This window comes from Azospirillum sp. Sh1 (genome assembly GCF_008365135.1).
GTDB classification, from domain to species: domain Bacteria; phylum Pseudomonadota; class Alphaproteobacteria; order Azospirillales; family Azospirillaceae; genus Azospirillum; species Azospirillum oryzae.
In genome coordinates this window covers 207,446-233,654 of the sequence record NZ_VTTK01000005.1, presented here as the reverse complement: position 1 = coordinate 233,654, position 26,209 = coordinate 207,446, and the positions used below count along the sequence as shown (strand labels likewise).

Sequence of the window (26,209 nt, the reverse complement as noted above, 5' to 3'; positions counted from 1 at the left end):
TCAGGTCCGGCGGTTGGTGCAGCCCCGCTGCGGCGCGGGCGCTGTCGGCGTTGCGGGCGTCCCCTTCGAAAGCGGGACGGGGCGGGATGGCCGCCGGGCGGCCGGCGTCATCCGTCGGACAGCATCGAACGGACCATGGCGCGGAAGGCATCGACCGCCACCGGCTTGGCCAGCAGGCGCATGTTGCGGCCAAGCCCATCCTCGCCATCGCCGGGCCTGTCGTCCAGGGCTTGGAAGGCATAGCCGGTCAGGAACAGCACCTTCAGATCGGGATAATGGGCCTTCGCCGCCTCCGCCAGTTGGCGGCCGTTCAGGCCGGGCAGCCCGACATCGGTCACCAGCAGGTCGACCGGCGGCCCTGCGCCTTCCCCTGCGCCTTCCCGCCCTGCCGCGGCCTCGCTCAGCCGGGCAAGCGCCGTGGTGCCGTCGGCGGCCTCCAGCACGGTGTAGCCGTTGCCCTCCAGCACCTCCACCAGCAGCATGCGGACCAGCTCCTCGTCCTCCACCACCAGCACCGTGCCCCGCCCGGCCCGGCCGGTGGGCGGGGCGGGGGCGGGGGCGGGGGCGGCGGAAGCAGGGGCGGCGGCTGCCTGCTCGGCGGCGGCATGGTCGCGCGGCAGGTGGAGATGCACCGCGGTGCCGCGGCCGACCGCGCTGTCGATGCGGACGAAGCCGCCGGACTGGCGGGCGAAGCCGTAGAGCTGGCTCAGCCCCAGCCCGGTGCCCTGGCCGATCGGCTTGGTGGTGAAGAAGGGCTCGAAGACGCGGGCCAGCACGTCCGGCGGCATGCCGGTGCCGCTGTCGCGCACGGTCAGCACGGCGTACTCGCCGGGCTCCACCCCAGGATCGTTGACGAGGTCGCCCGGTGCAAAAACGGCGTTGGCGGTCTCCACCGTCACCGATCCGCCGTCGGGCATGGCGTCGCGGGCATTGATGACCAGGTTGAGCAGGGCGCTTTCGATCTGGTTCACATCGGCATGGACCGGCCACAGCGGTTCCGCCAGCCGGCGTTCCAGCCGGATCTCCTCGCCCGCCGAACGGCCCAGCAGGGAGCGGCCCAGCAGGTCCCACAGCCCGACCACCAGCATGTTGAGGTCGGTGCGCTCCGGCTTCAGCGGCTGGCGCCGGGCGAAGGCCAGCAGGCGCCGGGTCAGGGTGGCGGCCCGGTCCACCGCGGCGCGGGCGGTGGCGGCGAAGGGGGCGATGTCGGTGCGGCCGGCCGCGAGGCGCTGCTCGATCAGCTCCAGGCTGCTGCTGATCGCCTGGAGCAGGTTGTTGAAGTCGTGGGCGACGCCGCCGGTCAGCTGGCCGACCGCCTCCATCTTCTGCGCCTGGGCCAGGGCCTCGCGCGCTTCGTCCAACGCCTGCTGGGCCTTGCGGCGTTCGGTGATGTCGCGGGTGACCTTGGCGAAGCCGCGCAAAGTCCCGGTCTCGTCGCGGATGGGATCGATGACGACGCTGGCCCAGAAGCGGGTGCCGTCCTTGCGCAGGCGCCAGCCCTCCGCCTCGAACTTGCCCTCCGACAGGGCGGTGGCGAGGGCGCGCTGGGGCACGCCGGCGGCGCGGTCCTCTGGCGTGTAGAAGCTGGAGAAATGTTGGCCGATGATCTCGTCGGCGGCATAGCCCTTCATCCGGGCCGCCCCCGCATTCCAGCTGCGGATGACGCCGGTGGGGTCGAGCATGAAGATGGCGTAGTCGACCACGCTCTGGACCAGCAGGCGGAACTGCCGTTCGCCGGAGATGGGTTCCCAGGCGGGCGCGACACGTTCGTCCTTCATTACAACGACTTTCCGGAACACGGGGGGAAGCAAACTTCCCAATGATCCGCGCTCGATACCGACAGGGTCAATAACCCAATACGAATATCCAGGTATTATTCCGCCGCATTACGCAGAATTTGCCGGGAATTGTCCGGCGCAATTTGGGGCGGGATTTGCAGTCATCAGGGGATAAGGGGCGGGGCGGCGCACCGCCCCGCAGGTTCCCTTTTGGCCAGGGCTCAGCGCGGGGCCAGCACCATGACCATCATACGACCTTCGACCCGGGGCATCTGCTCGACCTTGGCGATGTCCTGGAGCTGGTCGCGCACGCGGACGAGCACGTTCAGACCGAGATCCTGGTGCGCCATCTCGCGACCGCGGAAGCGCATGGTCATCTTGACCTTGTCGCCTTCCTCGATGAAGCGGATGGCGGAGCGCATCTTCACGTCATAGTCGTGATCGTCGATGTTCGGCCGAAGCTTGATTTCCTTCAGCTCGATGATCTTCTGCTTCTTCCGCGCCTCGTTGGCCTTCTTCTGCTCCTCGAAACGGAACTTGCCGTAATCGAGGATCTTGCAGACAGGCGGATCCGCCTGGGGCGCCACTTCGACGAGGTCGAGGTCGGCATCCGCGGCGGCTTCCAGCGCTTGGCGGAGCGGCACCACGCCGACCATCTCGCCGTCGGCGCCGACGAGGCGGACCATACGGGCGGTGATTTCACGGTTGAGGCGCGGGCCTTCGCGGACGGGGTCCGCGTCGTAGAGCTTGGCTATGGTGATCTCCTATGGTCGTGGAGGGGTAGAAAGGAGCGAGCCCGGGTCAAGAGGCTCAGCCCAGGATGTCGAGCACAATCTGCCGCACTTCGCTCCGGGTCAAGCCGGACGGCTCGGGATTGGAGCGGAAATCGGCCTTTTTGCCGTCGACTGCGGCGAATTGGCCGGCGGAACGACGGGTGGCGGCCAGATGAGCAGGCGCAAGCGCGGACTGGGCTGCGAAATGGCCGATGGAATGGGAGGCGGTGGAATGGATCGGGGTCGTCATGAAAATTCTCCAGGCCGGATAGGCTGACCGATGGACTCGGGGGGCCGGCCGGCTCTTCCTAGTGTGTGACATCTTGAAACAGGAGCCCTTGCGGCGGACACCGCCCGGCAAGGCTCCGATCAGCGGGACCGGCCCCGGAACGGGCATGCCCCAAAAGACCGGTGTTCCCCGAGGAAAGCTCCCCCTCGATGAACCGGAGGGGGCAGGGAAACGCACCGCGAATGCGGTGTCGGCCATGTCTCCAGATGGGGGCGACACAGGTTTTTTCAAGCTGCTCCTCTCCTCTCGTCGTTCCGGTCCTCCTTCTGGCTACGGGTCTCCAGGGAACGCGCGAGCGCCCCCATGGTTTCGTCTCCACCGGTCCATCACGAAGGATGGCCGGAAGGAGGGTGGCGATGCGGTGGCAGGGCGGACGGGAAAGCGAGAATGTCGAGGACCGTCGCGGTCAAGGGGGTGCCGGCGGCGGCTCCGGTAGTGGCTTCGGCGGCGGCGGTTTCGGCGGCGGGGGCGGCGGCTTCCGCATCGGCCGGGGCGGGCTGGGCATCGGCGGAGCCATCGTTCTGCTGGTGGTGTCGATGGTGCTGGGGGTCGACCCGACGGTGCTGCTGGGCGGCGGCGAGCAGGCGGACCGCAGCACGGCCGGGCGGACGCAGATCGGCGAGGCCGCCCCGCGCAGCCAGGCCGACGACGAGCTGAAGCGCTTCGTCTCCGTCGTGCTGGCCGACACCGAGGACACCTGGCAGGGCCTGTTCCAGCAGATGGGGCGCCAGTACCAGGATCCGACGCTGGTGCTGTTCACCGGCACGGTGTCGTCGGGCTGCGGCCGGGCGCAGGCGGCGATGGGGCCCTTCTACTGCCCGATGGACCGCAAGCTCTACATCGACCTCGGCTTCTACCGCGAGCTGCGCGACCGCTTCCAGGCGCCCGGCGACTTCGCCCAGGCCTATGTCATCGCCCATGAGGTCGGCCATCATGTCCAGAACCTGATGGGCATCTCCGACCGGGTGCAGGCGGCCCAGCAGCGGGCGGGCGATCAGGCCCAGGCCAACGCCCTGTCGGTGCGGCTGGAGCTGCAGGCCGACTGCTTCGCCGGCATCTGGGGCAACCACGCCAACCGCGACCGCCGGATGCTGGAGCCCGGCGACGTCGAGGAGGCGCTGACCGCCGCCAGTGCCATCGGCGACGACCGCCTGCAGCGTCAGGCGCGCGGCACCGTCAGCCCCGACAGCTTCACCCACGGCAGCTCCGCCCAGCGCGTCCGCTGGTTCCGCACCGGCCTGGAAAGCGGCCGGCTGGAATCCTGCGACACCTTCGGGGCGGACCGGCTGTGAAGGGAGGCAGGCTTGACCGTTATCCGTTACATAACGCATAATAATCCGCGAGGGGACGCGGATGCCGATAAGAACATGTGCGGATAAACGGACTGCCGATTTCCTGGCCGGCAAGCGGGTGAAGGAGTTCCAGTCCTTCGAACGCCAAGCCGCCAAAGCATTGACCAAGCTCCAGGCGGCCACCCGGTTGATGGATCTCCGACACCCTCCGTCCAACCGCTTCGAAGCGTTGGGCGGAGAGAGAAAAGGCCAATACAGCATCCGCATCAACGACCAGTGGCGCATCTGTTTCCGCTGGGCCGTGGTTGGCGACGCTCAGGCTGAAGCCGACCTCCTGACTGTTCCGGGGGAGCCCTACGATGTTGCAATCGCCGATTACCACTGAGGTCGCCATGAGCCATCCCGCCACCGACAATCTGCCGCCCATCCACCCCGGCGAGTTCCTGCGCGACGAGCTGGAAGCGCTGGGCCTGAGCGCCCGGCGCTTTGCCGAGCATATCGGCGTGCCGCCCAACGCGGTGACGGAGATCATGAATGGCGAGCGCCGGATCACCGCCCCGATGGCGCTGAGGCTGGGCAAGGCTTTCGGAACCGACGCGCGCTATTGGACCAACCTGCAGAGCATCTTCGAAACCAAGGTCGCGCGGGCGGAGATCGGCGACGCGCTCGACGCCATCCAGCCGCTGCCGCATCCGGGCAAGGCGGCCTGAGGTCCCATCGCTCCCCCGAACCCCACACGGAACGGGGGGTTGCGCAAAGCCGTGCCGACCGTCACACATTCGGCGATGGCTGGCAGGTTGCCCAGCTCTTCGAAGTGTCGATACGGAACGTCATGATGAGCACAGCGGACACCTCGCCCGATATCCAGGCGCCCGATATCCAGGCGCCCGACATCCGGTCGCTGGAAAACGCCTATCGTGGCCGCAGCGCGCGGGTGGCGGTGATCGGGCTCGGCTATGTCGGGCTGCCGCTGGCCCTGGCGCTGACCGGGGCCGGCTTCGCGGTCACCGGCTTCGACATCGACCCGGTGAAGTCGGCGGCGCTGAATAGCGGGCGTTCCTACATCCGGCAGATCGCCGACGGGCGCGTCGCCGAGGCGGTGGCGACCGGGCGGTTCCGGGCGACGACCGACGCCGACCAATTCGCCGCCTGCGACGCCGTGATCGTCTGCGTCCCCACCCCGCTGTCGCCGCAGCGCGAGCCCGATCTGAGCTTCGTCGAGGCCTCCACCCGGCTGATCCGCGACCGGCTGCGGCCGGGCCAGTTGGTGGTGCTGGAATCGACCACCTGGCCCGGCACCACCGACGAGGTGATGCGGCCGATCCTGGAGGAGACCGGGCTGGCCAGCGGGCGCGACTTCTTCCTGGCCTATTCGCCCGAGCGCGAGGATCCCGGCAACATCAGCTTCACCACCAGCACCATCCCCAAGGTGGTGGGCGGCGACGACGAGGGTGCGCGGCGGCTGGCGGTGGCGCTCTACGAGCAGGTGGTGCCGCAGGTGGTGCCGGTGTCCGGCACGCGGGCGGCGGAGGCGACCAAGCTGACCGAGAACATCTTCCGCTCCGTCAACATCGCCCTGGTGAACGAGCTGAAGATCGTCTTCGAGCCGATGGGCATCGACATCTGGGAGGTGATCGAGGCGGCGAAGACCAAGCCCTTCGGCTTCATGCCCTTCTATCCCGGCCCCGGCCTGGGCGGCCACTGCATCCCGATCGACCCCTTCTATCTGACCTGGAAGGCGCGCGAGTACCAGATCTCCACCCGCTTCATCGAGCTGGCGGGAGAGGTCAACACGATGATGCCGCGCCATGTGGTCGACCGCTTGGCATTGGCGCTCGACCGCCGCGCCGGCATCGGGCTGAGCCGGGCGCGCATCCTGCTGGTCGGCATGGCCTACAAGAAGAACGTCGACGACAGCCGGGAGTCGCCGGGGCTGCGGCTGATGGAGATGCTGCTGGAGCGCGGGGCGGCCGTCGAGTACCACGACCCCTTCATCCCCGTGCTGCCGGTCACCCGCGAGCATGCGGCGCTTGCCGGCCGCAGCTCCGTCGCCTGGGACGTGGAGCGGCTTGCCGGCTTCGACGCGGCGGTGATCGTCACCGACCATGACGGCATCGACTGGCACAGCCTTGCCGCCCATTGCCCGCTGGTGGTCGACACCCGCAACGCCATGCGCGCCGTCGAGGGCTTCGACGAGCGCATCGTGAAGGCCTGAGGGAACAGGCCCACGGGAAGGGGCTGCGGGAAGGGGCTGCGGGAAGGGGGCCGGTCGCCTCCCTCCCGCGAACCGGCGCGGGCCTCAGAGTTCTTCTTCGCCGCCGAAATCGCCCCAGCCGCTGTCCTCGACCGCCTGTTCGGCATGGTCGGTCGCGGCGGTGGCGGCATCAGTTGCCGCACCGGCAGCCTCGGCGGCCACCGCCTCGCCGCCGGAGAACATGCTGGACAGCGCGCTGCCGATCAGCATGCCGCCGGCCACGCCGGCCGCCGTCTGCATGGCGCCGGCCATGAAGCCGCCGCCGGCCCGCGGCTGCTGGGCATAGGCGGCGACGCGGGGATCGCCATAGGCCGGGGCGCCTGCCGGCCCATTGGCGGCCGGCCCATTGGCGGCCGGACGGCCCCAGGGCGAACCCGGCGGCATGGCCGCCTGGGCGGCGGCAGGATGCTGGTACTGGGGCTGGGGCTGGGGCTGGGGCTGGGGAGCCGGCCGGCCGCCGCCGAACAGGCTGCCGAACAGGCCGCCACCGCCGGACTGGGCCGGAGCGGCGGGACGCTCGCGCAGCTGGCGCTCCAGCTCCTCGTTGCGGCCTTGCGAGGCGGCGAGCGCCTGCTCCATCATCACGATGGCCTGGGCCATCAGATAGGGGGCGGCGGGCTGGCGGGCGATGCGCTCGCGGATCAGCGCCTCGGCCTCGGGATCGCGCGGGCCGGATTGCGCCTCGGCCTGATGCAGCTTGGCGAACAGGTCGTCGATGATCTGGCGTTCGGTCTGGTCCATGGCGATGCTCGTTCTCATGAGGAAGTTGCGGGAAAGGCCCTGCCGCCGACACCCTGACAAGGCGCAAGACTGTCACCCCGAAGGGGCGTGAGGCTGCGGCCGCGCGCCGGAGGGGCGGCGCGCGTCGGGGAGGCGTCGGAAGCGGGAAGGGCCGGGATCCGGGGCGGGCTTTCCGGCGAAGGGGTCGGGGAAAAGGACATCGGTCCCTCCAAGTGCGGTCACGCCCGTCGGCGCAAAAGCAGGTGAAGAGATCCGACATCGCGACCACGTCTAAGTCGCCAGAGGGGCCCGGATCCAGGTGATGAGCACGTGGCCCCGTCCCGCTTTCCTGTCAAGACGGCACCCGAACAATTTGCGACCCGATAAGGACCGGAACCGGAGCGGGACTTGTACCGGCAATTCCCCCCAACCTATAAAGGGCGATGGCAACATTGCAGGAAGCCCTGGTCGCGGCGCTGGATCATCAGGAGGCCGGGCGCTTCGCCAAGGCCGACACCCTGTATCGCCGCATTCTCGCGGCATCCCCCGGCCATCCCCATGCGCTTCACCTGTGGGGCATCCTGGCGGCGCTGACCGGCCGGACGGACGAGGCGATCGACCGGATCCGCCGCGCCATCGCCGTCGCGCCCGACATCGCCGATTTCCACATCAATCTGGCACGGGTCGAGGCCGCGCTGAAGCGGCCGGACCGCGCCGCCCGCCTCTACGCCAACGCCGTCGCCCTGCAGCCGGAGGCGGTGGAACCGCGCTTCCAGCTGGCCGGGCTCCTGCAGGATCTGGGACGGACGGCCGAGGCGGAGGAGCAGTATGGCGCCCTGCTGATGGTGGCGCCGCTCCACGCCAGCATCCACCTGAACCGGGCGTTGCTGCGGGAGGCGCAGGGGCGGTTCGCCGGGGCGCGGGACGGCTTCCGCGCGGCGCTGGTGCTGGAGCCGGCGCATGCCAAGGCGCTGCTGCGGCTCGCCGCTACGGAGCGGGAACTGGGGCGGGGCGGGGCCGCCATGGCGGCCCAGCGCCGGGCGATGACCGTCTCGGACGATCCGGCGGATGCCGGGCTGTTCTCGACCCTCGCCAGCCTGTTGGCGGGGGAAGGGCTGCCGGAACGGGCGGCGGAGGCCGCGCGCATCGCCGTGGCGCTCGCCCCCGGCGATCCGGCCTTGTGGAACGAGCTGGCCAACCGGCTGAAGGGGCTGGGGCGGCTTGCGGAGTCGGTCGCCGGCTATGGCCGCGGGCTGGTCCTGCTGCCGGGGAACCCGGTGCTGCTGAACAACCGCGCCGACGGCTGGCTGAAGCTGGGCCGGCTGGAGCCGGCGGAAGCGGACGCGCGGGCCGCCGTCGCCGCAGAACCCAGATTTGAACCCAAATTTGCCGGCGGCTGGAACACGCTGGGCTCCGTCCTGATGGCGCGGGGAAAGGCCGGCGAGGCGCTGGGCGCCTTCGAACAGGCGGTCAACGCCGATGGCGGCGCGCCCCAGGCGCGTTTCAACCGCTCCATCGCCCTGCTGACGCTCGGCCGGCTGGCGGAGGGGTGGGACGACTATGAGCTGGGCTGGGCCGTGCCGTCCGGCCGCTTCCCGCGGGCGGAGTTCCCCCAGCCGCTCTGGGACGGCAGGGCGCTGGGCGACGGCAGACTGCTGGTGTGGGGCGAGCAGGGGCTGGGCGACGAGGTGATGTTCGCCAGCCTGATCCCGCAGCTGGCCGGGGAGGGGGTACGGGTGGTGCTGGACTGCGACGCGCGGCTGGCCCCGCTCTTCGCCCGCGGCCTGCCCCACTGCCTGCCCCACTGCCCGCCGGGCGTCACCGTGGTGGCGCGCGGCGAACCGCCGGACGGACGGCTGACCGCGCCGGACGTGGTCGCGCAGATCCCGGCCGGCAGCCTGCCGCGCCTGATGCGCCGCCGGATCGAGGACTTCGCCGGCCGCCAGCCCGCCTTCCTGAAGGCCGATCCCGACCGGGTGGCCGAACTGCGGCGGCGTCTCGGGGATGGCCGGCGCTTGATCGGGGTTTCCTGGAGCAGCAAGAACGCCGCCGTCGGGCATCTGCGCTCCATCCCCCTCGCCCGGCTGGCCCAGGCATTGACTGGAGCACTGGAGCGGCCCGGCGTGAAGCTGGTCAGCCTGCAATATGGCGACGTCGCCGCGGAGGCCGCCGCCGCCGGCGTCACCGATGCGGGGCTGGATGCCTGGGGCGACATCGACGGGCTGGCGGCGCTGATCTCCGCCATGGATCTGGTGGTGTCGGTCGACAACTCGACCGTCCATCTCGCCGGCGGGCTGGGGCGCCCGACCTGGGCGCTGCTTCCCCACAACGCCGAATGGCGCTGGATGCAGGGGCGCCACGACACGGTCTGGTATCCGTCGGTCCGGCTGTTCCGGCAGACCGCGCCGGGCGACTGGGACAGCGTGCTGCAGAAACTGGGTCGAGAGTTGGGCGAGGCGCTTGCGGCGGGCTAAGGGAGCGGGCTGAAAAGACGGGCCGAAGGCACGATTTTGCCCCCGCCATTCGGCTTGCCTTTTGCTTTCAAAAGAACATATTGCGAACATCTTCAAGGGAGAGGGAAGCCTCCACGGTGGATGACGCGCTGCTCGACAAGCTCGAAATTCTCGCCGACGCGGCGAAGTACGACGCCTCCTGCGCGTCGTCAGGCGCCAAGCGGCGGACGGGCGGGCCGGACGGCATCGGCTCGACCACCGGGGCCGGCATCTGCCATGCCTATACGCCGGACGGGCGCTGCGTCTCGCTGCTCAAGATCCTGCTGACCAACTATTGCCTGTTCGACTGCGCCTACTGCATCAACCGCCGCTCCTCCAACGTGCGCCGCGCGCGGTTCAGCGTGGACGAGGTGGTGCGGCTGACGCTGGGCTTCTACAAGCGCAACTGCATCGAGGGGCTGTTCCTGTCCTCCGGCATCATCCGCTCGCCCGATTACACGATGGAGCAGCTGATGCTGGTGGCGCGCACGCTGCGGCGCGACCATGGCTTCGCCGGCTACATCCACCTGAAGACGATCCCGGAGGCCAGCCCCTGGCTGATCGAACAGGCCGGGTTGTGGGCGGACCGGCTGTCGATCAACCTGGAACTGGCTTCCGACCGCAGTTTGAAGGAGTTCGCGCCGGAGAAGGACGGCGGCGCGATCAAGGCGGTGATGGGACAGGTCGGCGAACGCATCCTGGAGGCCAAGGAGGAGAAGCGCCGCTTCTCCCCCGCCGGGCAGAGCACCCAGATGATCGTCGGCGCCGACGCCTCCACCGACCTGTCGGTGCTGGAGACCAGCGACACGCTCTATCGCCGCTATGGGCTGCGGCGGGTCTATTATTCGGCCTTCAGCCCGATCCCGGAGGCGAGTTCCGCCCTCCCGGCCAAGCCGCCGCCGCTGCAGCGCGAGAACCGGCTGTACCAAGCCGACTGGCTGTTGCGCTATTACGGCTTCACGGTGGAGGAGATCGCCGCCGGGGGCGAGGGCGGGATGCTGGACCTCGGCATCGACCCCAAGCTGGCCTGGGCCCTGAAGAACCGGGAGCGCTTCCCGGTCGACGTCAACAGCGCCGATCGCGAGATGCTGCTGCGCGTGCCGGGTCTGGGCGCGCGGGCGGTCGACAGGATCGTCGAGGCGCGGCGCCACACCACCCTGCGGCTGGAGGATGTGGCCCGGCTGTCGTCGGGGCTGAAGCGGGCGCGCGCCTTCCTGATCGCCGCCGACCACCATCCGGGCGGGCTGACCGACCGCGCCGACCTGCGGCAGCGGCTGGTGGCGCCGCCCAAGCAACTCAGCCTGTTCTGAGCCATGCATCGTGTGGACCTGAGGGACGGCGCCGACCTCGACGGCTTCCGCCGCGCGCTGCGCGGGCTGGTCGCACTTGGCGCCGATCCGGGCGAGGTGGTGTGGAGCGTCGGGGCGGCGCCGTCGCTGTTCGGGGATGACGCACCTCTGCCGGCGGACGCGCCGCCGGTGTCGCTGCCGCGCCCGGTGGGGGCGCTGATCGAAAGCGTGGTCTGCCACCGCGATCCGGAACGCTACGCCCTGCTGCACCGGCTGGTGTGGCGGGTGCTGCGGGGGGAGCGCGATATGCTCGACCACCATGCCGACCCGCTGGTGCACCGGCTGGCGCTGCTGGACAAGGCGGTGCGGCGCGACCTGCACAAGATGCACGCCTTCCTGCGCTTCCGCGAGGTGCGCGATCCCGATGGGGCCGAGCGCTATGTCGCGTGGTTCGAGCCCGACCATTTCATCGTCGAGGCCACCGCCCCCTTCTTCGTCGAGCGCTTCGAGAGTCTGGTCTGGACGATCCTGACGCCGGTGGGCTCGCTGCAGTGGGACCGGCGGGCGCTGACCGTCGGGCCGGCGGCTTTGAGGCCGGAGGGGCTCGACCGCGACGACCGCTTCGCCGAGGGCTGGCAGCGCTATTACGAGAGCACCTTCAACCCGGCGCGGGTGAACCCTGCGGCGATGCGGGCGGAGATGCCGCGGAAATACTGGGCCAATTTGCCGGAAGCGGCGGCCATTCCCGGCATGATCCGCTCCGCGCCCGCGCGGGTGCAGGCGATGATCGAGGCGGAAGCCGCGGCCCCGCGCCGCCGCAACCCCGACAAGGCAGTCGCCGCCATGGCCCGGCAGGAGCCGGCGACGCTGGCCGAGCTGAACCGCATCATCCTGGCGGCGGATCCGCTGGTGCCGGGGGCGACGCAGGCGGTGCCGGGCGAGGGGCCGGTGGGCGCCGCCATCGCCATCGTCGGCGAGCAGCCCGGCGACCAGGAGGACCTGGAGGGACGCCCCTTCGTCGGCCCGGCCGGGCAGTTGCTGGCCCGCGCGCTGGAAGAGGCCGGGATCGAGCGGAGCGCCGCCTACCTGACCAACGCGGTGAAGCATTTCAAGTTCGTCGCCCGCGGCAAGCGCCGCCTGCACCAGTCGCCGACCGCCGGCGAGGTGAAGCATTACCGCTGGTGGCTGATGAAGGAGCTGTCCTTCGTCCGCCCGCGCCTGGTGGTGACGCTGGGCGCCACGGCGGCCCTGGCGCTGACCGGACGCAGCGTGTCGGTCCTGCGGGAGCGCGGGCCGATGGGGTTTGGCGACTGGAACGGCTTCGTCACCGTCCACCCGTCCTACCTGCTGCGCCTGCCGGCGGGGGAGGGGGCGGCGCAGGCCTATCGCGACTTCGTCGCCGACCTGCGGCGGGCGCGGGAGATGGTGGAAGGGGTAGGTTGACGGCCTCGATGGGTATGATCGAGTATTCCATGAGGAGCAGTCATGACCGAGATCGAACGTCTGATCATCACCTTGCCGGCCGCCCTGCAGCGCCAGGAATTCGCGTCGCTGAAGGCGGATATTGACCGGGGCATGACCGATCTGGCCGAGAGACGCTTGACGGACTTCGATGCCGAACGGATCGCCGAACAGGGGAAAGCATTTTCCGCCCGCTCCCGCTCCACCTGACCGTCACCTTGCCGGCAATGCCCTCCGAGCCTGTTTGAAAGCGTCCATCATGTTCCGTCCTTTCCCGATCCGTCATCCCCGCGAAGGCACTACGGGATGCACAGATCTCGCAGGCGATTAACACACTGGAACCGAAACACTTATTCAGCCGTCATTCCCGCGAAGGCGGGAATCCAGCCATTTCAGCTCCTTCGTTACGGAGTTTCCTGGATTCCCGCCTTCGCGGGAATGACGATGGAAAGGCGTTGAATGTTGGCCGACGGATTTTTCAAACAGGCCCTCAGCCCCGCTCCGGAAACAGCCCGAGCAGCCCGTCGCGCGTGGCGGGGCAGACGCCGCGTTCGGTGATCAGGCCGGTCACCAGGCGGGCCGGCGTAACGTCGAAGGCGTAATTGGCGACCGGGCTGCCGTCGGGGGTGACGCGCACCGTCTCGATCCGGCCGTCGGCGGTGCGGCCGGTCAGCTCGCTCACCTCGCGGCCGTCGCGCTCCTCGATGGGGATGTCGCGCACGCCGTCGGCGATGGTCCAGTCGATGGTCGGCGAGGGCAGTCCGACATAGAAGGGAACGCCGTTGTCGTGCGCGGCCAACGCCTTCAGATAGGTGCCGATCTTGTTGCAGACGTCGCCGGTCGCGGTGGTGCGGTCGGTGCCGACGATGCACAAATCGACCTTGCCATGCTGCATCAGATGGCCGCCGACATTGTCGGCGATGACGGTGTGGGGGACGCCGTGGTGCTTCAGCTCCCAGGCGGTCAGGCTGGCGCCCTGGTTGCGCGGCCGCGTCTCGTCCACCCAGACATGCAGCGGGATGCCCTGCTCGAAAGCGGCATAGACGGGGGCGAGCGCCGTGCCCCAGTCGACGGTGGCGAGCCAGCCGGCGTTGCAGTGGGTCAGCACATTCACCGGCTCACCCGGAACCTTGTTCGCCGCCGCGGCGCGGATCAACGCCGCGCCGTGCAGGCCGATGGAGCGGTTGATCTCGACATCCTCGTCGGCGATGGCCGCGGCCTCCGCCTCGGCGGCCCCGACGCGCCGGGCCTCCGGCAGCGGGGCCAGCAGGCCGCGCATGCGCTCCAGCGCCCAGCGCAGGTTGACCGCCGTCGGGCGGGTCGCCAGCAGGGTGGCGCAGGCCCGCTCCAGCCCGCGGTCGCTGGCATCGGCACGCAGGGCCAGAGCCACGCCGTAGGCCGCCGCGGCACCGATCAGCGGCGCGCCGCGCACCAGCATGGCGCGGATGGCGTGGGCGGCCTCCTCCAGGCTGGTCAGGCGGACGACGGCGAAGTCGTGCGGCAGCCGGGTCTGGTCGATGATGGCGACGGCACCCTCACCGTCCGGCCAGATGGTGCGATAGGCCGTCCCGTCGATCCGCATGACATGACACTCCATCAAAAAACGGACTGGCGAGGGTAGGGGGTGGATGGGCCGGCATCAATCCGCTTTTGGCCGCTTTTGGCCGCTTGTGGAGAAAGTCCGCTGTTGCCTTCTCCCGGTGCGCTCGGAATAGTCGCACCAGCTTCAGCGGGGGAGAGCAGGGCATGAGCGGTGATGCGGTTGGCGGTGTGGTTCTGGGTGTGATCGGCGGCAGCGGCCTGTACGACATCGACGGGCTGGAGAACACCCGCTGGGTCAAGGTGACCACGCCCTTCGGCGACCCGTCGGACGAGCTGCTGACCGGCGAGCTGGCGGGGCAGAGGCTGGTCTTCCTGCCGCGCCACGGCCGCGGCCACCGCATCCCGCCGTCGGAGCTGAATTTCCGCGCCAACATCCATGCGCTCAAGCAGCTGGGCGTGACCGAGATCCTGTCGGTGTCGGCGGTCGGCTCGCTGAAGGAGCATCTGCCGCCGGGCACCTTCGTGGTGATCGACCAGTTCATCGACCGCACTTTCGCCCGCGACAAGACCTTCTTCGGCAGCGGGCTGGTCGCCCATGTGGCGCTGGGCCACCCGGTCTGCGGCCGGCTGGGCGACCTGATCGAGCAGGCGCTGGTCGAGCTGGACATCCCGCACCAGCGGCGCGGCACCTACATGGTGATGGAGGGGCCGCAATTCTCCACCGTCGCCGAATCCAACCTCTACCGCAGCTGGGGCTGCGACGTCATCGGCATGACCAACATGCCGGAGGCCAAGCTCGCCCGCGAGGCGGAGATGTGCTACGCGACCGTCGCCATGGTCACCGATTACGACTGCTGGCACGAGGGGCACGACCATGTGTCGGTCGATGCGGTGATCCGGGTGGTGGTCGCCAATGCCGGCAGGGCGCGCGCGCTGGTCTCGGCCCTGGCGCCGAAGGTGGCGGGGCGCGAGGGGCTATGCGGCCAGGGCTGCCACACCGCGCTGGACAACGCCATCATGACCGCCCCCTCCCACCGCGACCCGGCGATGCTGGAAAAGCTGTCGCTGATCGTGAAGCGCACGCTGGGGTGACCCGCAGCGGGAGAGGGCGCTGCCCGGTCAGATCACCCCGCGCCGCCGCAGTTCCTCGATCACCTGGGCGACCATCTCGTCGGTGCCGTGTTCGCCGCCCTTCAAGGTGATCTCCGGGGCTTCCGGCGGCTCGTAGGCGCTGTCGATGCCGGTGAAGTGGGGGAGCTGGCCGGATCGTGCCTTCTTGTACAGCCCCTTGGGGTCGCGCGCCTCGCAGACCTCCAGCGGCGTGTCCATGAAGATCTCCAGGAACTCGCCGTCCTCCACCAGGGTGCGCGCCATCCGGCGCTCCTCGCGGAAGGGGGAGATGAAGCTGACCAGCACGATCAGCCCGGCCTCCACCATCAGCTTCGACACCTCGGCGACGCGGCGGATGTTCTCCACCCGGTCCTCGTCGGTGAAGCCCAGATCCCGGTTCAGGCCATGGCGGACATTGTCGCCGTCCAGGATCATGGTGCGGCGGCCGAGACGGTGCAGCTCCTGCTCCAGGCGGTCGGCGACGCTGGACTTGCCGGAGCCGGACAGGCCGGTGAACCACAGCACGCAGGGCTTCTGCAAGTTCCCCGCCCGCGCCGCCTTGTCCACCTTCGTGGCGTGGCGGTGGATGTTCGACGCCCGGCGCAGGGGGAAGCGGATCATGCCGCAGCCGGCGGTGGCGTTGGTCAGCCGGTCGATCAGGATGAAGCTGCCGGTCTCGCGGCTGTCGGCATAGGCGTCGAACGGGATCGGCCGGTCGAGCGCCAGATTGCAGAAGCCGACGTCGTTCAGGTCGAGATGCTTGGCGGCGGCATGCTCCTGGGTGTTGACGTTGATGGCGTGCTTCAGCTCCGTCACCTGGGCGCCGACCGTCGCCGTGCCGGCGCGCAGCAGATAGGAGCGGCCGGGCAGCAGCGGCTGCCCGTCCATCCACACCACATGGGCTGCGAACTGGTCGGCCACCTCCGGCCGGCCGGCGGCGGCGACGATCATGTCGCCGCGGCTGGCGTCGACCTCGTCGGCCAGCACCAGGGTGATCGCCTGTCCGGGTTCCGCCGTCTCCAGGTCGCCGTCCATGGTGACGAGGCGGGCCACCCGGCTGGTCCGGCCGCCGGGCAGGATGGCGACGTCGTCGCCGACGCGCACCGCACCGCCGACCACCGTGCCGCTGAAGCCGCGGAAGTCCTGGTTCGGCCGGTTCACCCACTGCACCGCCATGCGGAAGGAGCCGAGCTTCCGCTCCGCCGCGGCGTCGACGCTCTCCAGATGGCCGAGCAGGGTGGGGCCGCCGTACCAGGCCATGGCGTCCGACGGTTTGGTGACGTTGTCGCCGGTCAGGGCGGAGACCGGGATGCAGGTGACGTCGGTGATGCCGATGCGCTGGGCGAAGACGCGGTAGTCGGCGGCGATGCGCTCGAAGGTCTCGCGGTCCCAGCCGACGGCGTCCATCTTGTTGACCGCCAGCACGACATGGCGCACGCCGAGCAGCGAGACGATGGTGCTGTGGCGCCGGGTCTGGGTCAGCACGCCCTTGCGCGCGTCGACCAGCAGCACCGCGGCGTCGGCGGTGGACGCGCCGGTGACCATGTTGCGGGTGTACTGCTCGTGGCCCGGCGTGTCGGCGACGATGAACTTGCGGCGCTCGGTGGTGAAGAAGCGGTAGGCGACGTCGATGGTGATGCCCTGCTCGCGCTCCGCCGCCAGCCCGTCGACCAGCAGCGCGAGGTCGAGCTGGCCGGCGCCGGTGGTGCCGAAACGGCCGGAGTCCGTCTCCAGGCTGGCCAGCTGGTCCTCGAACAGGCATTTGCAGTCGTAGAGCAGGCGACCGATCAGCGTCGACTTGCCGTCGTCCACCGAGCCGCAGGTGATGAAGCGCAGCAGGTCCTTGCTGTTCTGGCGGGCCAGATACTCCTGCACTTCCCTATCGGCATCGGGGGCGGCAACATCGGGGCCGGCCACGTCGATGTCGGCGGCGACGGGATCGAGTTCCTTCAGCATCAGAAGTAGCCTTCCTGCTTCTTCGCTTCCATGGAAGCGGCGGCGTCCTGGTCGATCACGCGGCCCTGCCGTTCCGAACTGGTGGACAGCAGCATCTCGCGGATGATCTCGGGCAGGGTGGCGGCGGTGCTGCGCACGGCCCCGGTCAGCGGATAGCAGCCGAGCGTGCGGAAGCGCACCCAGGCCATCTCCGGCGTCTCGCCGGGCTTCAGCGGCAGGCGGTCGTCATCGACCATGATGAGCGTGCCGTCACGCTCCACCACCGGGCGCGGCTTGGCGAAATAGAGGGGGACGACCGGGATGTTCTCCTGGTGGATGTATTGCCAGATGTCCAGCTCGGTCCAGTTCGACAGCGGGAAGACGCGGATGCTCTCGCCCTTGTTGATCCGGCCGTTGTAGAGGCTCCACAGCTCCGGCCGCTGGTTCTTCGGCTCCCAGCGGTGGGAAGCCGTGCGGAAGGAGAAGATGCGCTCCTTGGCGCGGCTCTTCTCCTCGTCGCGGCGCGCCCCGCCGAAGGCGGCGTCGAAGCCGTGGGCGTCGAGCGCCTGCTTGAGCGCTTGCGTCTTCATAACGTCGGTGTGGACGGCCGAGCCGTGGGTGAAGGGGCCGATGCCCTGGCGCACGCCGTCCCGGTTGATGTGGACCATCAGGTCGATGCCCAACTCCTGCGCCGTGCGGTCGCGGAATTCGATCATCTCCCGGAACTTCCAGGTCGTGTCGACATGCAGCAGCGGGAAGGGCGGCTTCGACGGATGGAAGGCCTTCATCGCCAGATGCAGCAGCACCGAGCTGTCCTTGCCCACCGAATAGAGCATGACCGGCTTCTGGAACTGGGCCGCCACCTCGCGCATGATGTGGATGCTCTCAGCCTCCAGCCTTTGCAAGTGGGTGAGGCGGGCCGGCGTGGTCAGGATGGCGGGCAAGCTGTCCTCGGAAGCAGGGACGGAACCGGGGGAACCGGTCGCGGCCCCGGAGCGATCCTTGGCCGCGGGGTGGGGGTCGAGCAGTGGATCAAGCAGCATAGCCGGCCTTCTTCTGCATGTCTCCGGCCACGGCGTCGAACACGGTCCGACGCTTGCGCGACCAGTCGATCTGGCGCTTCGACGGGTCGAAGCCTTCGGGTTTCTTGACGGGGGTCCAGCTGACCTCGCCATCGCGGCGCGAGACGCGGGACGATCCCAGGATGGGCAGGTCGCCGATCCGCTCGAACGGATAGCGCGCCTCGCTCAGGTCCAGGAACCGCAGCAGGTCGCGGGCGGTGCCGTCGGGGGAGGCCACCGCGTCCTCGAAGCGGACCAGACGGCAGGCGTCGGCGCTCATCCGGCTCTGCGCCTCCAGCGCCGCCTCGGTGCCGAAGCTCCATTCGCGGCAGACGTCGGCGAAGGTGCGGCCGAGGAAGCGCAGCGGCCAGGTGTCGATGGTGGACTGCACCGCTCGGCGGCCGTCGCGCAGCACGATCAGGCAGCGCTCCGTCGGGAACAGGTAGGGGAAATAGCGCATCATCCGGGTGTGGGGCGACTTGATCACCACCGTCTTGTCCGCCGGGAACTCGGCTTCGATGCGACGGAGGAACCCGCTGACCATATAGCAGAAGGTTTCCAAATCGCTGAATGACTCCCGGTTGCGTTGATAGAGACGCAGGAAGCGCCCCTCATAGATGCGCGCGTCCTCCACCGTGTTCAGGAAGGGAAGCTCCCGGACGCCGTAGGGATTGACCACCACGTCGGGATGCAGCTCCAGCAGGCTCTGGAGATAGTTGGTGCCGCTGCGCGGCATGACCCCGTGCAGGAAGACGATGCGGGGAGCGGCGCGGGGAGCGGCACCGGCCGCACCGGCGGCATCCGGCATGATCCCGCGGACCGACTGGGCGACCGACCGCAGATGACGGGCGTTCTCCTCCGTGAACCAGGGATCGAAGAAGCTCGATCTTTCCGTGCTGGGAAGTCTAAGAAGCCGCTTTCCAACAAAACCGATCTCTTTCTGAAGACGATGGACCGCACCGTCACCGAAGTGATTTCTTAACGATGCGGCATAGTGATCGGCTGTCAGGGTCTTTGCATTCCAAAACACAACGGCCTCCTTTTGCGTCACCGCTCCGCCGGGCACTCCGGTTTTTCCCGGACTTCGGCAATCGGTGCGTCTTTCCTGCAAATCGGGCAATCGCCGCTTCTCAAGGCTAGTTATGGCCCTATCGGATGAGCTTTTTTAGCTCTAATCCGGATCTAACCCCATGGGCTTATAAAATTACCGTTGCGACCCCCAATGGTGGATCGCGCATCGGATAGCAATCTCATGACAAGGCATGTCCCTATCCTGCGTATAGGAAAGTCACGTTTGATTTCGACTTGAAGTTTACTGATACGCATAGGACGCGGAACTCCGGCACTTCCCGTGGCATTAGCTCGAACAGTGCCGACGCTCCGAATGTTTACTGTAAAATTTTCTTTCGTGATAACGGAAATCCCTGGACAGAGTCACCACCTCCCCGATCTTTCGGGTAAACGGGGGAAACCAAAGGTCCGTTCCCCCTCCTGTTCTTTTTCAGGAGGGTCCACCCGGCCAGCCATTCCCTCTGCCGCCCCTCCGGTGCCGGGGGATGCTTTCGCTTGAACGCCGCCGGGGCGGGGGTTATGGTCGGCCGGCCGCAGACGGGGAATACTCTAAATTGTTCAACTCTCAGTCGGGAAACCCTAAGGTGGCGGGTTTCGGCGCCGGTCCCTTTGCCCTTTTCCAGACCGCCTGGCACCACAGGTCGCTGATCCTGCGGCTGGCCCGGCGGGAGATCGACGCCCGCTATCGCGGGTCCGTGCTGGGCATCGTCTGGGCGGTGCTGAATCCGATCCTGATGCTGGCGGTCTACACCTTCGTCTTCTCGGTGGTGTTCCGCGCGCGCTGGGGCACGCCCAGCGGAGCGGCGGGGGAGAGCAACACCGAATTCGCCCTGCTGCTGTTCTCCGGCCTGATCCTGTTCAACGTGCTGGGCGAATGCCTGAACCGGGCGCCCGGGCTGCTGCTGGAGAACATCAGCTACATCAAGAAGGTGGTCTTCCCGCTGGAGATCCTGCCGCTGGTGTCGCTGGCGGTCGCGCTGTTCAACGCCGGCATCGGCTTCGTCATCCTGCTGGTCTTCCACCTCGCCGTGGCGGGGCTCCCGCCGCCGACGGCGCTGCTGCTGCCGCTGGTGCTGGCGCCGCTCTGCCTGACCACGCTGGGGCTGAGCTGGTTCTTCGCCGCCGCCGGCGTGTTCCTGCGCGACCTGCGGCAGGTGGTGGGGGTGGCCGTCACCGTGCTGATGTTCCTCAGCCCGATCTTCTATCCGATGACCGCGATCCCCGAGCGCTTCCGCGCCATCCTGCACCTGAACCCGATGACCGCGATCCTGGAGCAGTCGAAGGACCTGCTGTTCTGGGGCCGCGTCCCGTCGCCGGTGGAGTGGGGACTGGCGACGCTGGGCGCCTGGGTGGTGGCCTGGCTCGGCTATCTCTGGTTCATGAAGACCCGCCGGGGGTTCGCCGATGTCGTCTGAGACCGAGACTCCCGCCGCCGATACCGCCGCCGATCCCCACGCCGATGCCCCTGTGGTCATCCGGGCGGAGGGGCTGGGCAAGGCCTACGCCATCTTCAAGCGCCCGCAGGACCGGCTGAAGCAGATGCTGGTGCGCGGCCGGCGCAAATATTACGACGAGTACTGGGCGCTGCGCGGCGTCGACCTGGAGGTCCGCCGCGGCGAGACGGTCGGGCTGATCGGCCGCAACGGCTCGGGCAAATCGACCTTCCTGCAGCTGCTCTGCGGCACGCTGACGCCGACCTCGGGCCGCATCGTGGTCGATGGCCGCATCGCGGCGCTGCTGGAGCTGGGCGCCGGTTTCAATCCCGAATTCACCGGGCGCGAGAACGTCTATCTCGCGGCCTCGGTGCTGGGGTTGTCGAACGAGCAGATCGCCCAGCGCTACGACTCAATCGCCGAGTTCGCGGGCATCGGCGACTTCATCGAACAGCCGGTGAAGCTCTATTCCAGCGGCATGTACGCCCGCCTCGCCTTCGCGGTGGCGGCGCATGTCGACGCCGACATCATGATCGTCGACGAGATCCTGGCGGTCGGCGACGCCTCCTTCACCCAGAAATGCATGCGCTTCATCCACCGCTTCAAGGAGCGCGGCACCCTGTTCTTCGTGTCGCACGACACGGGTCAGGTGGTGAACCTGTGCGACCGGGTGGTGTGGCTGGACAACGGGTCGGTGCGGGCGATCGGCCCGGCCAAGGAGGTCTGCCACGACTATCTGGCGGCGCTCTACAGCGACCAGGACACCTCGCGCGGCTTCCGCATCGGCGGGGCGCGGCAGGCGCTGCCCCAGGCCAAGCGCGAGGAGCCGGTGGAGGACGCCCGCGCCGAGTTGCTGAAGGCATCCCAGCATCGCAACGCCATCGAGCTGTTCGACTTCAACGACAGCGGCCCCTGGTTCGGCAACCGCGGCGCCACCATCACCAACGTCTCGATCCTGGATGCCGAGGAGCATCCGCTCAGCGTGCTGGAGGGCGGCGAGGTCATCGTGCTGAAGGTGGACTGCCGGGCCGACCAGCAGGTCCACCGCCCCATCGTCGGCTTCTACGTCAAGGACAAGCTGGGCCAGAACCTGTTCGGCGACAACACCTTCCTCAGCTACCAGCTCGACCCCGTCACCATCCCGGCCGGGCAGGACTTCGCCGCCCGCTTCCGCTTCCAGATGCCCTACCTGCCCAGCGGCGACTTCTCCATCACCGTGGCGCTCGCCGAGGGCACGCAGAACGATCACGTCCAGCACCATTGGGTCGAGGACGCGCTGTTCTTCAAGGTCCACGCCAGCCATGTCGTCCGCGGGCTGGTCGGCATGCCGATGCTGGCGATCACACTGGAGGCGGAGGGGGCCTCCACCCCCCGCGCCGTCCCTGCGACAAAATAGGGACGGCCCGCCCATACCCCCGCCCATGCCCCCGGAGTGAGGCAGGAAAACCGCACCCCCGGCTATTGTGGCCCCCCACCAGGCGGTCCGGGGGCAGCGGCTTGCATTCCGCCGGGGTGTCAGCGTATGTGTGTCGGCGGCTGTGACAGGGCCGTCCGGTGCCCGCAGACCGGATGCCCTGACTTGGCGATAGGATCGAAGCAGCGGCCGAAAGCCCGGAACGATCCCGGTGCGGAGGCAGGCAAAACAAGAGGCGACAGGTGGATTCGTTTTTGCAGGACGCAGGTTCCGATACTCTCCATCGCCTCTGCCGGCCGATCAGCTTTCTCACCCCCGACCTCATCGTCGCCCCGCCGTCCTGGCTCGGCCACACGCCTTTCGCGCTGTGGATCACCGAGGCGCTGCGCCCGCGGACCTTCGTCGAGCTGGGGACCCACACCGGCAATTCCTATTCGACCTTCTGCCAGGCGGTGAAGCAGCTCGGGACCGGCACCGCCTGCTTCGCGGTCGACACCTGGCAGGGCGACCCGCAGGCGGGCTATTACGGCGACGAGGTCTACCAGACGCTCGCCGACTTCCATGACCCGCGCTACGCCGCCTTCTCCCGCATGATGCGGATGACCTTCGACGAGGCGGTCGTCCATTTCGCCGACGCCAGCGTCGACCTGCTGCACATCGACGGTCTGCACACCTACGAGGCGGTGCGCCACGATTTCGAGACGTGGCTGCCGAAGATGAGCGGTCGCGGCGTCGTGCTGTTCCACGACATCAACGTCCGCAAGGGCGATTTCGGCGTCTGGAAGCTGTGGGAGGAGCTGACCGCCCGCTACCCGTCCTTCGGCTTCCTGCATTCCAACGGGCTCGGCGTGCTGGCGGTCGGCGACGATCTGCCCGACGAGATCCGCTGGCTGTTCGAGGCGGGCCGCGACGGCCAGACCGCCCAGCAGATCCGCGCCTTCTTCGACCGGCTGGGCAGCGGCGTCATCGAGACCCAGCAGGCGCAGGAACGCGCCCGCCGGATCCTGGGGCTGGAGCAGGACATCGCCGGTCTGCATCAGGACGTCCGCAACCGGGTGGACGAGATCCGCGGTCTGATGACCACGGTGGCCGAGCGCAACGAGTCGATCGCCACCCTGCAGGAGTGGATCGCCGGCCGCGATGCGCACATCATCGAACTGGGCGGCGAGATCGGGCAGCTGAACGGACGGATTGCCGCGCTGCAGGACGAAGGCGACGCACTGCGCCGCAGCCTGGAGGAGGCCCATGCCGAGGCCGCGCGGCTGCGCACCGCCAACGACGAGCTGCACGGGGTGGTGCGCGCCCGCGACCAGCATATCCACTCCCTGGTCAATTCCACCTCCTGGAAGGTCTCCGCCCCGGTGCGCAAGCTCGGCCGGCTGACGACCGAGCTGCGCCGCTTCCACCGCTCGCGCCGCCACGCCATCGCCCTGGAGCCGTTCCACGACGTCGTCCGGCTGGAGGATGGCCGTTTCGAGACGCTGGGGGTCGATCCCGCCTTCCGGCTGGTCTCGGACCAGGGCCGCTGCCCGGCCGGTTGGTGCATCATCCGCTATCGCGTCGCCGACGCCACGGTGCCGCTGGCCCCGGTGCTCTACATCGATTGCGGCGCCGGCTTCGGCGAGGGCGGCATGCTGCGGCTGCCGCCGGTGGTCGACGGCGAGGCGGAAGCCCTGGTGCTGCTGCCCTACGAGACCAAAGCCCTGCGGCTCGACCCGACCGACCGACCGGCACGCTTCCGGCTGGAGGACGTGACGGTCGAGGAGATCGGCAAGCTCCAGGTCCTGCAGCGGGCGCTGAAGACCTATCAGGGCCAGGCCTTCCGCGGGCTGACCTACCTGCGCCAGCACGGTCTGGCGGCGACCAAGCACAAGCTGCTGCAGGATCTGCAGCCGAACACGCTGGTTACCGATTACGAGAGCTGGATCCGCCTCTACGATACGCTGACTCCCTTCGACCGCCAGTCGATCACCGAGGCCATCGGCCGGATGGCGCGGCGGCCGCTGATCTCCGTGGTCATGCCGGTCTACAACACGCCGGAACCCTATCTGCGCCGCGCGCTCGACACGGTGCTGGCCCAGCTCTACCCGCATTGGGAGCTGTGCATCGCCGACGACGCCTCCACCGCCCCGCATGTGGCGGCGGTGCTGGCGGAGTATGCCGCGCGCGACCCCCGGATCAAGACGATGCGGCGCGAGGCGAACGGCCACATCTCGGCGGCCAGCAACAGCGCGCTGGAGCTGGCCTCGGGCGAGTTCGTCGCCCTGATGGACCATGACGACGAACTCCCGCCGCACGCCCTCTACATGGTGGCGGAGGAGATCGAGCGGCACCCGGACGCCGACGTGATCTATTCCGACGAGGACAAGATCGACGAGAACGGCCGGCGCTACGACCCCTATTTCAAGACCGACTGGAACCCCGACCTGTTCCACGGCCAGAACATGGTCAGCCATCTGGGCGTGTTCCGCCGCAGCCTGCTGGTGGAGATCGGCGGCTTCCGCGTCGGCTACGAGGGCAGCCAGGATTACGATCTGGTGTTGCGCGCGGTGGAGAAGACCACGGCGCCGCGCATCCGCCACATCCCGATGATCCTCTATCACTGGCGGGTGTTCTCCGCCTCCTCCTCCTTCTCGACCGTGGCGCTGCCGACGGCCACCGACGCGGCGCGCCGGGCATTGCAGGATCATTTCCAGCGCACCGGCCAGCCGGTGCGGGTGGAGCCGGCGCCGGGGGCCGAATGGTACACCCGCACCGTCTATCCGGTGCCGGAACCGGCGCCGCTGGTCTCGCTGCTGGTGCCGACCCGCGACAAGGTCGACCTGCTGCGCCAGTGCGTCGAAGGGCTGCTGACCGAGACCGACTATCCCAACCTGGAAGTCATCGTCCTCGACAACAACAGCGAGGAGAAGGAGACGCTCGACTACTTCGCCTCGCTGCAGGGGCGCGAGCGGGTGCGGGTGCTGCGCTATGACGGCCCCTTCAACTTCTCCGCCATCAACAATTTCGGCGTGCGCGCGGCGCAGGGTGAGTTGATCGGCCTGATCAACAACGACATCAAGGTGATCCATCCGGGCTGGTTGACCGAGATGGTCGCCCATGCCCTGCGGCCGGAGGTGGGAGCGGTCGGCGCCAAGCTCTATTACGGCGACGACACCATCCAGCATGCCGGCGTCATCACCGGCATCAACGGGGTGGCCAATCACATCCACAAGCATTTCGCCCGCGAGCATCCCGGCCATTTCGCCCGGCTGATGCTGACGCAGAACATGTCCTGCGTCACCGCCGCCTGCCTGGTCATGCGCAAGGCGGTGTTCGAGGAGGTCGGCGGGCTGAACGATGAGCATCTGGCCGTCGCCTTCAACGACGTCGATCTCTGCCTCAAGATCCGCGACGCCGGCTATTTCCTGGTGTGGACGCCGCATGCCGAGCTGTACCACCTGGAATCGGCCTCGCGCGGGTCGGACATGGCGCCCGACAAGATCGCCCGCTTCAAGCGCGAGATCGCCTACATGCAGGAACGCTGGGGCCGGTCGCTGATCGAGGATCCCTTCTACAACCCGAACCTGACCCTGGATGCGTCCGACTTCGGTCTGGCCTTCCCGCCGCGCACGGTCAGGCCCTGGCTGCGCAAGGAGCAGCCGGCGGCCCGCAAAGAGCTTCAGAAGGAAAGCATCTGAGCCATGGACGTCGTCTCCCTCGACATTCCCGACGTTAAGATCATCCGCCCGAAGAAGTTCGGCGACCATCGCGGCTTCTTCTCGGAGACCTACACCAAGAAGACGTTCGAGGCGGCCGGGCTGCATTACGACTTCGTCCAGGACAACCAGTCGCTGTCGGCCGAGGTCGGCACGGTGCGCGGCCTGCATTTCCAGCTGCCGCCCTTCGCCCAGGACAAGCTGGTGCGGGTGGTGCGCGGCGCCATCCTGGACGTGGCGGTCGACATCCGCAAAGGCTCCCCCACCTTCGGCCGGCATGTCAGCGCGGTGATCAGCGCGGCGGAATGGAACCAGATCCTGGTGCCGATCGGCTTCGCCCACGGCTTCTGCACGCTGGAGCCGGACACCGAGGTCATCTACAAGGTGACCAACTATTATTCGCCCGAGCATGACCGCGGCCTGCTGTGGAACGATCCGGAACTGGGCATCGACTGGCCGGTGTCGGCGGACAAGGCGCAGCTGTCGGACAAGGATCACAAGCATCCGACCTTCGCCCAGCTTGGCGACTGGTTCTGACGGCGCTATTGGATTTCGGCTCTTTTTTGCCCGGTGGGGCGTGCGGCCCCGTTTTTGGCG

General features: G+C 68.6%; 21 protein-coding genes. 13 read left to right on the top strand and 8 right to left on the bottom strand.

Annotated elements, in window-relative coordinates; genetic code table 11:
• Positions 1–107: 107 nt before the first annotated feature.
• The 3 genes from FZ029_RS08195 to FZ029_RS08185 form a co-directional block, all read right to left on the bottom strand.
• The gene (locus tag FZ029_RS08195; RefSeq protein WP_149268803.1) at positions 108–1,778 is read right to left on the bottom strand and encodes a PAS domain-containing sensor histidine kinase; all 1,671 of its coding nucleotides are present in this window, start codon (positions 1,776–1,778) and stop codon (positions 108–110) included.
• A gap of 221 nt (positions 1,779–1,999) precedes the next feature.
• On the bottom strand, positions 2,000–2,533 hold the full coding sequence (gene infC / locus FZ029_RS08190; protein WP_081506050.1) for a translation initiation factor IF-3: 534 nt from the start codon (positions 2,531–2,533) through the stop codon (positions 2,000–2,002).
• 55 nt (positions 2,534–2,588) lie between these two features.
• The gene (locus FZ029_RS08185; RefSeq protein WP_149200445.1) at positions 2,589–2,801 is read right to left on the bottom strand and encodes a hypothetical protein; all 213 of its coding nucleotides are present in this window, start codon (positions 2,799–2,801) and stop codon (positions 2,589–2,591) included.
• Between the two features lie 395 nt (positions 2,802–3,196).
• Here FZ029_RS08185 and FZ029_RS08180 point away from each other — a divergent pair, with 395 nt between their 5' ends.
• The 4 genes from FZ029_RS08180 (at position 3,197) to FZ029_RS08165 (ending at position 6,347) form a co-directional block, all read left to right on the top strand.
• Positions 3,197–4,132, top strand: coding sequence for a neutral zinc metallopeptidase (locus tag FZ029_RS08180; protein WP_149268802.1), 936 nt, complete (start codon positions 3,197–3,199; stop codon positions 4,130–4,132).
• Positions 4,133–4,193: 61 nt separating this feature from the next.
• Complete coding sequence (locus FZ029_RS08175; RefSeq protein ID WP_149268801.1) at positions 4,194–4,517, top strand: type II toxin-antitoxin system RelE/ParE family toxin; 324 nt, start codon at positions 4,194–4,196, stop codon at positions 4,515–4,517.
• 7 nt (positions 4,518–4,524) lie between these two features.
• A complete protein-coding gene (locus FZ029_RS08170; protein WP_014190039.1) occupies positions 4,525–4,842 on the top strand; it encodes a HigA family addiction module antitoxin in 318 nt (105 codons plus the stop codon).
• 122 nt (positions 4,843–4,964) lie between these two features.
• Positions 4,965–6,347: a nucleotide sugar dehydrogenase gene (locus FZ029_RS08165; protein WP_282184132.1), complete on the top strand. Its 1,383-nt coding sequence runs from the start codon at positions 4,965–4,967 to the stop codon at positions 6,345–6,347.
• An 84-nt stretch (positions 6,348–6,431) separates the two neighbouring features.
• Here the strand turns inward: FZ029_RS08165 and FZ029_RS08160 are convergent, their stop codons facing one another.
• The gene (locus FZ029_RS08160; RefSeq protein ID WP_149268800.1) at positions 6,432–7,127 is read right to left on the bottom strand and encodes a DUF2076 domain-containing protein; all 696 of its coding nucleotides are present in this window, start codon (positions 7,125–7,127) and stop codon (positions 6,432–6,434) included.
• Between the two features lie 422 nt (positions 7,128–7,549).
• On the opposite strand from FZ029_RS08160, the gene FZ029_RS33900 reads away from it, so the two are divergent.
• The 4 genes from FZ029_RS33900 (at position 7,550) to FZ029_RS08140 (ending at position 12,558) form a co-directional block, all read left to right on the top strand.
• Complete coding sequence (locus FZ029_RS33900; protein WP_149268799.1) at positions 7,550–9,580, top strand: tetratricopeptide repeat protein; 2,031 nt, start codon at positions 7,550–7,552, stop codon at positions 9,578–9,580.
• 116 nt (positions 9,581–9,696) lie between these two features.
• Positions 9,697–10,908, top strand: coding sequence for a putative DNA modification/repair radical SAM protein (locus FZ029_RS08150; RefSeq protein ID WP_149268798.1), 1,212 nt, complete (start codon positions 9,697–9,699; stop codon positions 10,906–10,908).
• A gap of 3 nt (positions 10,909–10,911) precedes the next feature.
• On the top strand, positions 10,912–12,330 hold the full coding sequence (locus FZ029_RS08145) for a UdgX family uracil-DNA binding protein (protein WP_149268797.1): 1,419 nt from the start codon (positions 10,912–10,914) through the stop codon (positions 12,328–12,330).
• Positions 12,331–12,372: 42 nt separating this feature from the next.
• Positions 12,373–12,558: a hypothetical protein gene (locus FZ029_RS08140; RefSeq protein WP_149268796.1), complete on the top strand. Its 186-nt coding sequence runs from the start codon at positions 12,373–12,375 to the stop codon at positions 12,556–12,558.
• A 280-nt stretch (positions 12,559–12,838) separates the two neighbouring features.
• On the opposite strand, the gene mtnA is transcribed toward FZ029_RS08140, so the two are convergent.
• A complete protein-coding gene (gene mtnA / locus FZ029_RS08130; RefSeq protein WP_149268795.1) occupies positions 12,839–13,930 on the bottom strand; it encodes an S-methyl-5-thioribose-1-phosphate isomerase in 1,092 nt (363 codons plus the stop codon).
• A 164-nt stretch (positions 13,931–14,094) separates the two neighbouring features.
• Between mtnA and FZ029_RS08125 the strand changes: the two genes are divergently transcribed.
• Positions 14,095–14,982 (top strand): S-methyl-5'-thioadenosine phosphorylase, encoded by an 888-nt coding sequence (locus tag FZ029_RS08125; protein ID WP_149268794.1) that lies wholly within the window; start codon positions 14,095–14,097, stop codon positions 14,980–14,982.
• A 27-nt stretch (positions 14,983–15,009) separates the two neighbouring features.
• Here the strand turns inward: FZ029_RS08125 and cysN are convergent, their stop codons facing one another.
• From cysN to FZ029_RS08110, 3 genes are read right to left on the bottom strand one after another with little or no spacing between them, the layout of a single operon-like run.
• Positions 15,010–16,956 (bottom strand): sulfate adenylyltransferase subunit CysN, encoded by a 1,947-nt coding sequence (gene cysN / locus FZ029_RS08120; protein ID WP_149268793.1) that lies wholly within the window; start codon positions 16,954–16,956, stop codon positions 15,010–15,012.
• Entirely contained in the window at positions 16,956–17,978 is a 1,023-nt protein-coding gene (gene cysD, locus FZ029_RS08115) for a sulfate adenylyltransferase subunit CysD (protein ID WP_282184131.1), read from the bottom strand. The genes cysN and cysD overlap by 1 nt, the downstream gene beginning before the upstream one ends.
• Positions 17,968–18,804 carry a sulfotransferase gene (locus FZ029_RS08110; protein ID WP_149268792.1) on the bottom strand — a complete coding sequence of 279 codons (837 nt, stop codon included), beginning with the start codon at positions 18,802–18,804 and terminating at the stop codon, positions 17,968–17,970. The genes cysD and FZ029_RS08110 overlap by 11 nt, the downstream gene beginning before the upstream one ends.
• Positions 18,805–19,651: 847 nt before the next feature.
• On the opposite strand from FZ029_RS08110, the gene FZ029_RS08105 reads away from it, so the two are divergent.
• The 4 genes from FZ029_RS08105 to rfbC all read left to right on the top strand — a co-directional run bounded on the left by FZ029_RS08105 (position 19,652) and on the right by rfbC (position 26,149).
• Positions 19,652–20,482, top strand: coding sequence for an ABC transporter permease (locus FZ029_RS08105; RefSeq protein ID WP_149268791.1), 831 nt, complete (start codon positions 19,652–19,654; stop codon positions 20,480–20,482).
• Positions 20,472–21,896: an ABC transporter ATP-binding protein gene (locus tag FZ029_RS08100; protein WP_149268790.1), complete on the top strand. Its 1,425-nt coding sequence runs from the start codon at positions 20,472–20,474 to the stop codon at positions 21,894–21,896. Before FZ029_RS08105 ends, FZ029_RS08100 begins: the two co-directional genes overlap by 11 nt.
• 260 nt (positions 21,897–22,156) lie before the next feature.
• Positions 22,157–25,594, top strand: coding sequence for a glycosyltransferase (locus FZ029_RS08095; RefSeq protein WP_211104120.1), 3,438 nt, complete (start codon positions 22,157–22,159; stop codon positions 25,592–25,594).
• 3 nt (positions 25,595–25,597) lie between these two features.
• Positions 25,598–26,149 carry a dTDP-4-dehydrorhamnose 3,5-epimerase gene (rfbC, locus tag FZ029_RS08090; RefSeq protein ID WP_149268788.1) on the top strand — a complete coding sequence of 184 codons (552 nt, stop codon included), beginning with the start codon at positions 25,598–25,600 and terminating at the stop codon, positions 26,147–26,149.
• The last annotated feature ends 60 nt before the right edge of the window (positions 26,150–26,209 follow it).

Coding starts and splice junctions, on each gene's coding strand:
- FZ029_RS08195 (WP_149268803.1), bottom strand. CDS start 1,778: ATGAAGGACGAACGTGTCGCGCCCGCCTGGGAACCCATCTCCGGCGAA.
- FZ029_RS08185 (WP_149200445.1), bottom strand. CDS start 2,801: ATGACGACCCCGATCCATTCCACCGCCTCCCATTCCATCGGCCATTTC.
- FZ029_RS08180 (WP_149268802.1), top strand. CDS start 3,197: ATGCGGTGGCAGGGCGGACGGGAAAGCGAGAATGTCGAGGACCGTCGC.
- FZ029_RS08175 (WP_149268801.1), top strand. CDS start 4,194: ATGCCGATAAGAACATGTGCGGATAAACGGACTGCCGATTTCCTGGCC.
- FZ029_RS08170 (WP_014190039.1), top strand. CDS start 4,525: ATGAGCCATCCCGCCACCGACAATCTGCCGCCCATCCACCCCGGCGAG.
- FZ029_RS08165 (WP_282184132.1), top strand. CDS start 4,965: ATGATGAGCACAGCGGACACCTCGCCCGATATCCAGGCGCCCGATATC.
- FZ029_RS08160 (WP_149268800.1), bottom strand. CDS start 7,127: ATGGACCAGACCGAACGCCAGATCATCGACGACCTGTTCGCCAAGCTG.
- FZ029_RS33900 (WP_149268799.1), top strand. CDS start 7,550: ATGGCAACATTGCAGGAAGCCCTGGTCGCGGCGCTGGATCATCAGGAG.
- FZ029_RS08145 (WP_149268797.1), top strand. CDS start 10,912: ATGCATCGTGTGGACCTGAGGGACGGCGCCGACCTCGACGGCTTCCGC.
- FZ029_RS08140 (WP_149268796.1), top strand. CDS start 12,373: ATGACCGAGATCGAACGTCTGATCATCACCTTGCCGGCCGCCCTGCAG.
- mtnA (WP_149268795.1), bottom strand. CDS start 13,930: ATGCGGATCGACGGGACGGCCTATCGCACCATCTGGCCGGACGGTGAG.
- FZ029_RS08125 (WP_149268794.1), top strand. CDS start 14,095: ATGAGCGGTGATGCGGTTGGCGGTGTGGTTCTGGGTGTGATCGGCGGC.
- cysN (WP_149268793.1), bottom strand. CDS start 16,956: ATGCTGAAGGAACTCGATCCCGTCGCCGCCGACATCGACGTGGCCGGC.
- cysD (WP_282184131.1), bottom strand. CDS start 17,978: ATGCTGCTTGATCCACTGCTCGACCCCCACCCCGCGGCCAAGGATCGC.
- FZ029_RS08110 (WP_149268792.1), bottom strand. CDS start 18,804: ATGCCGGATGCCGCCGGTGCGGCCGGTGCCGCTCCCCGCGCCGCTCCC.
- FZ029_RS08100 (WP_149268790.1), top strand. CDS start 20,472: ATGTCGTCTGAGACCGAGACTCCCGCCGCCGATACCGCCGCCGATCCC.
- rfbC (WP_149268788.1), top strand. CDS start 25,598: ATGGACGTCGTCTCCCTCGACATTCCCGACGTTAAGATCATCCGCCCG.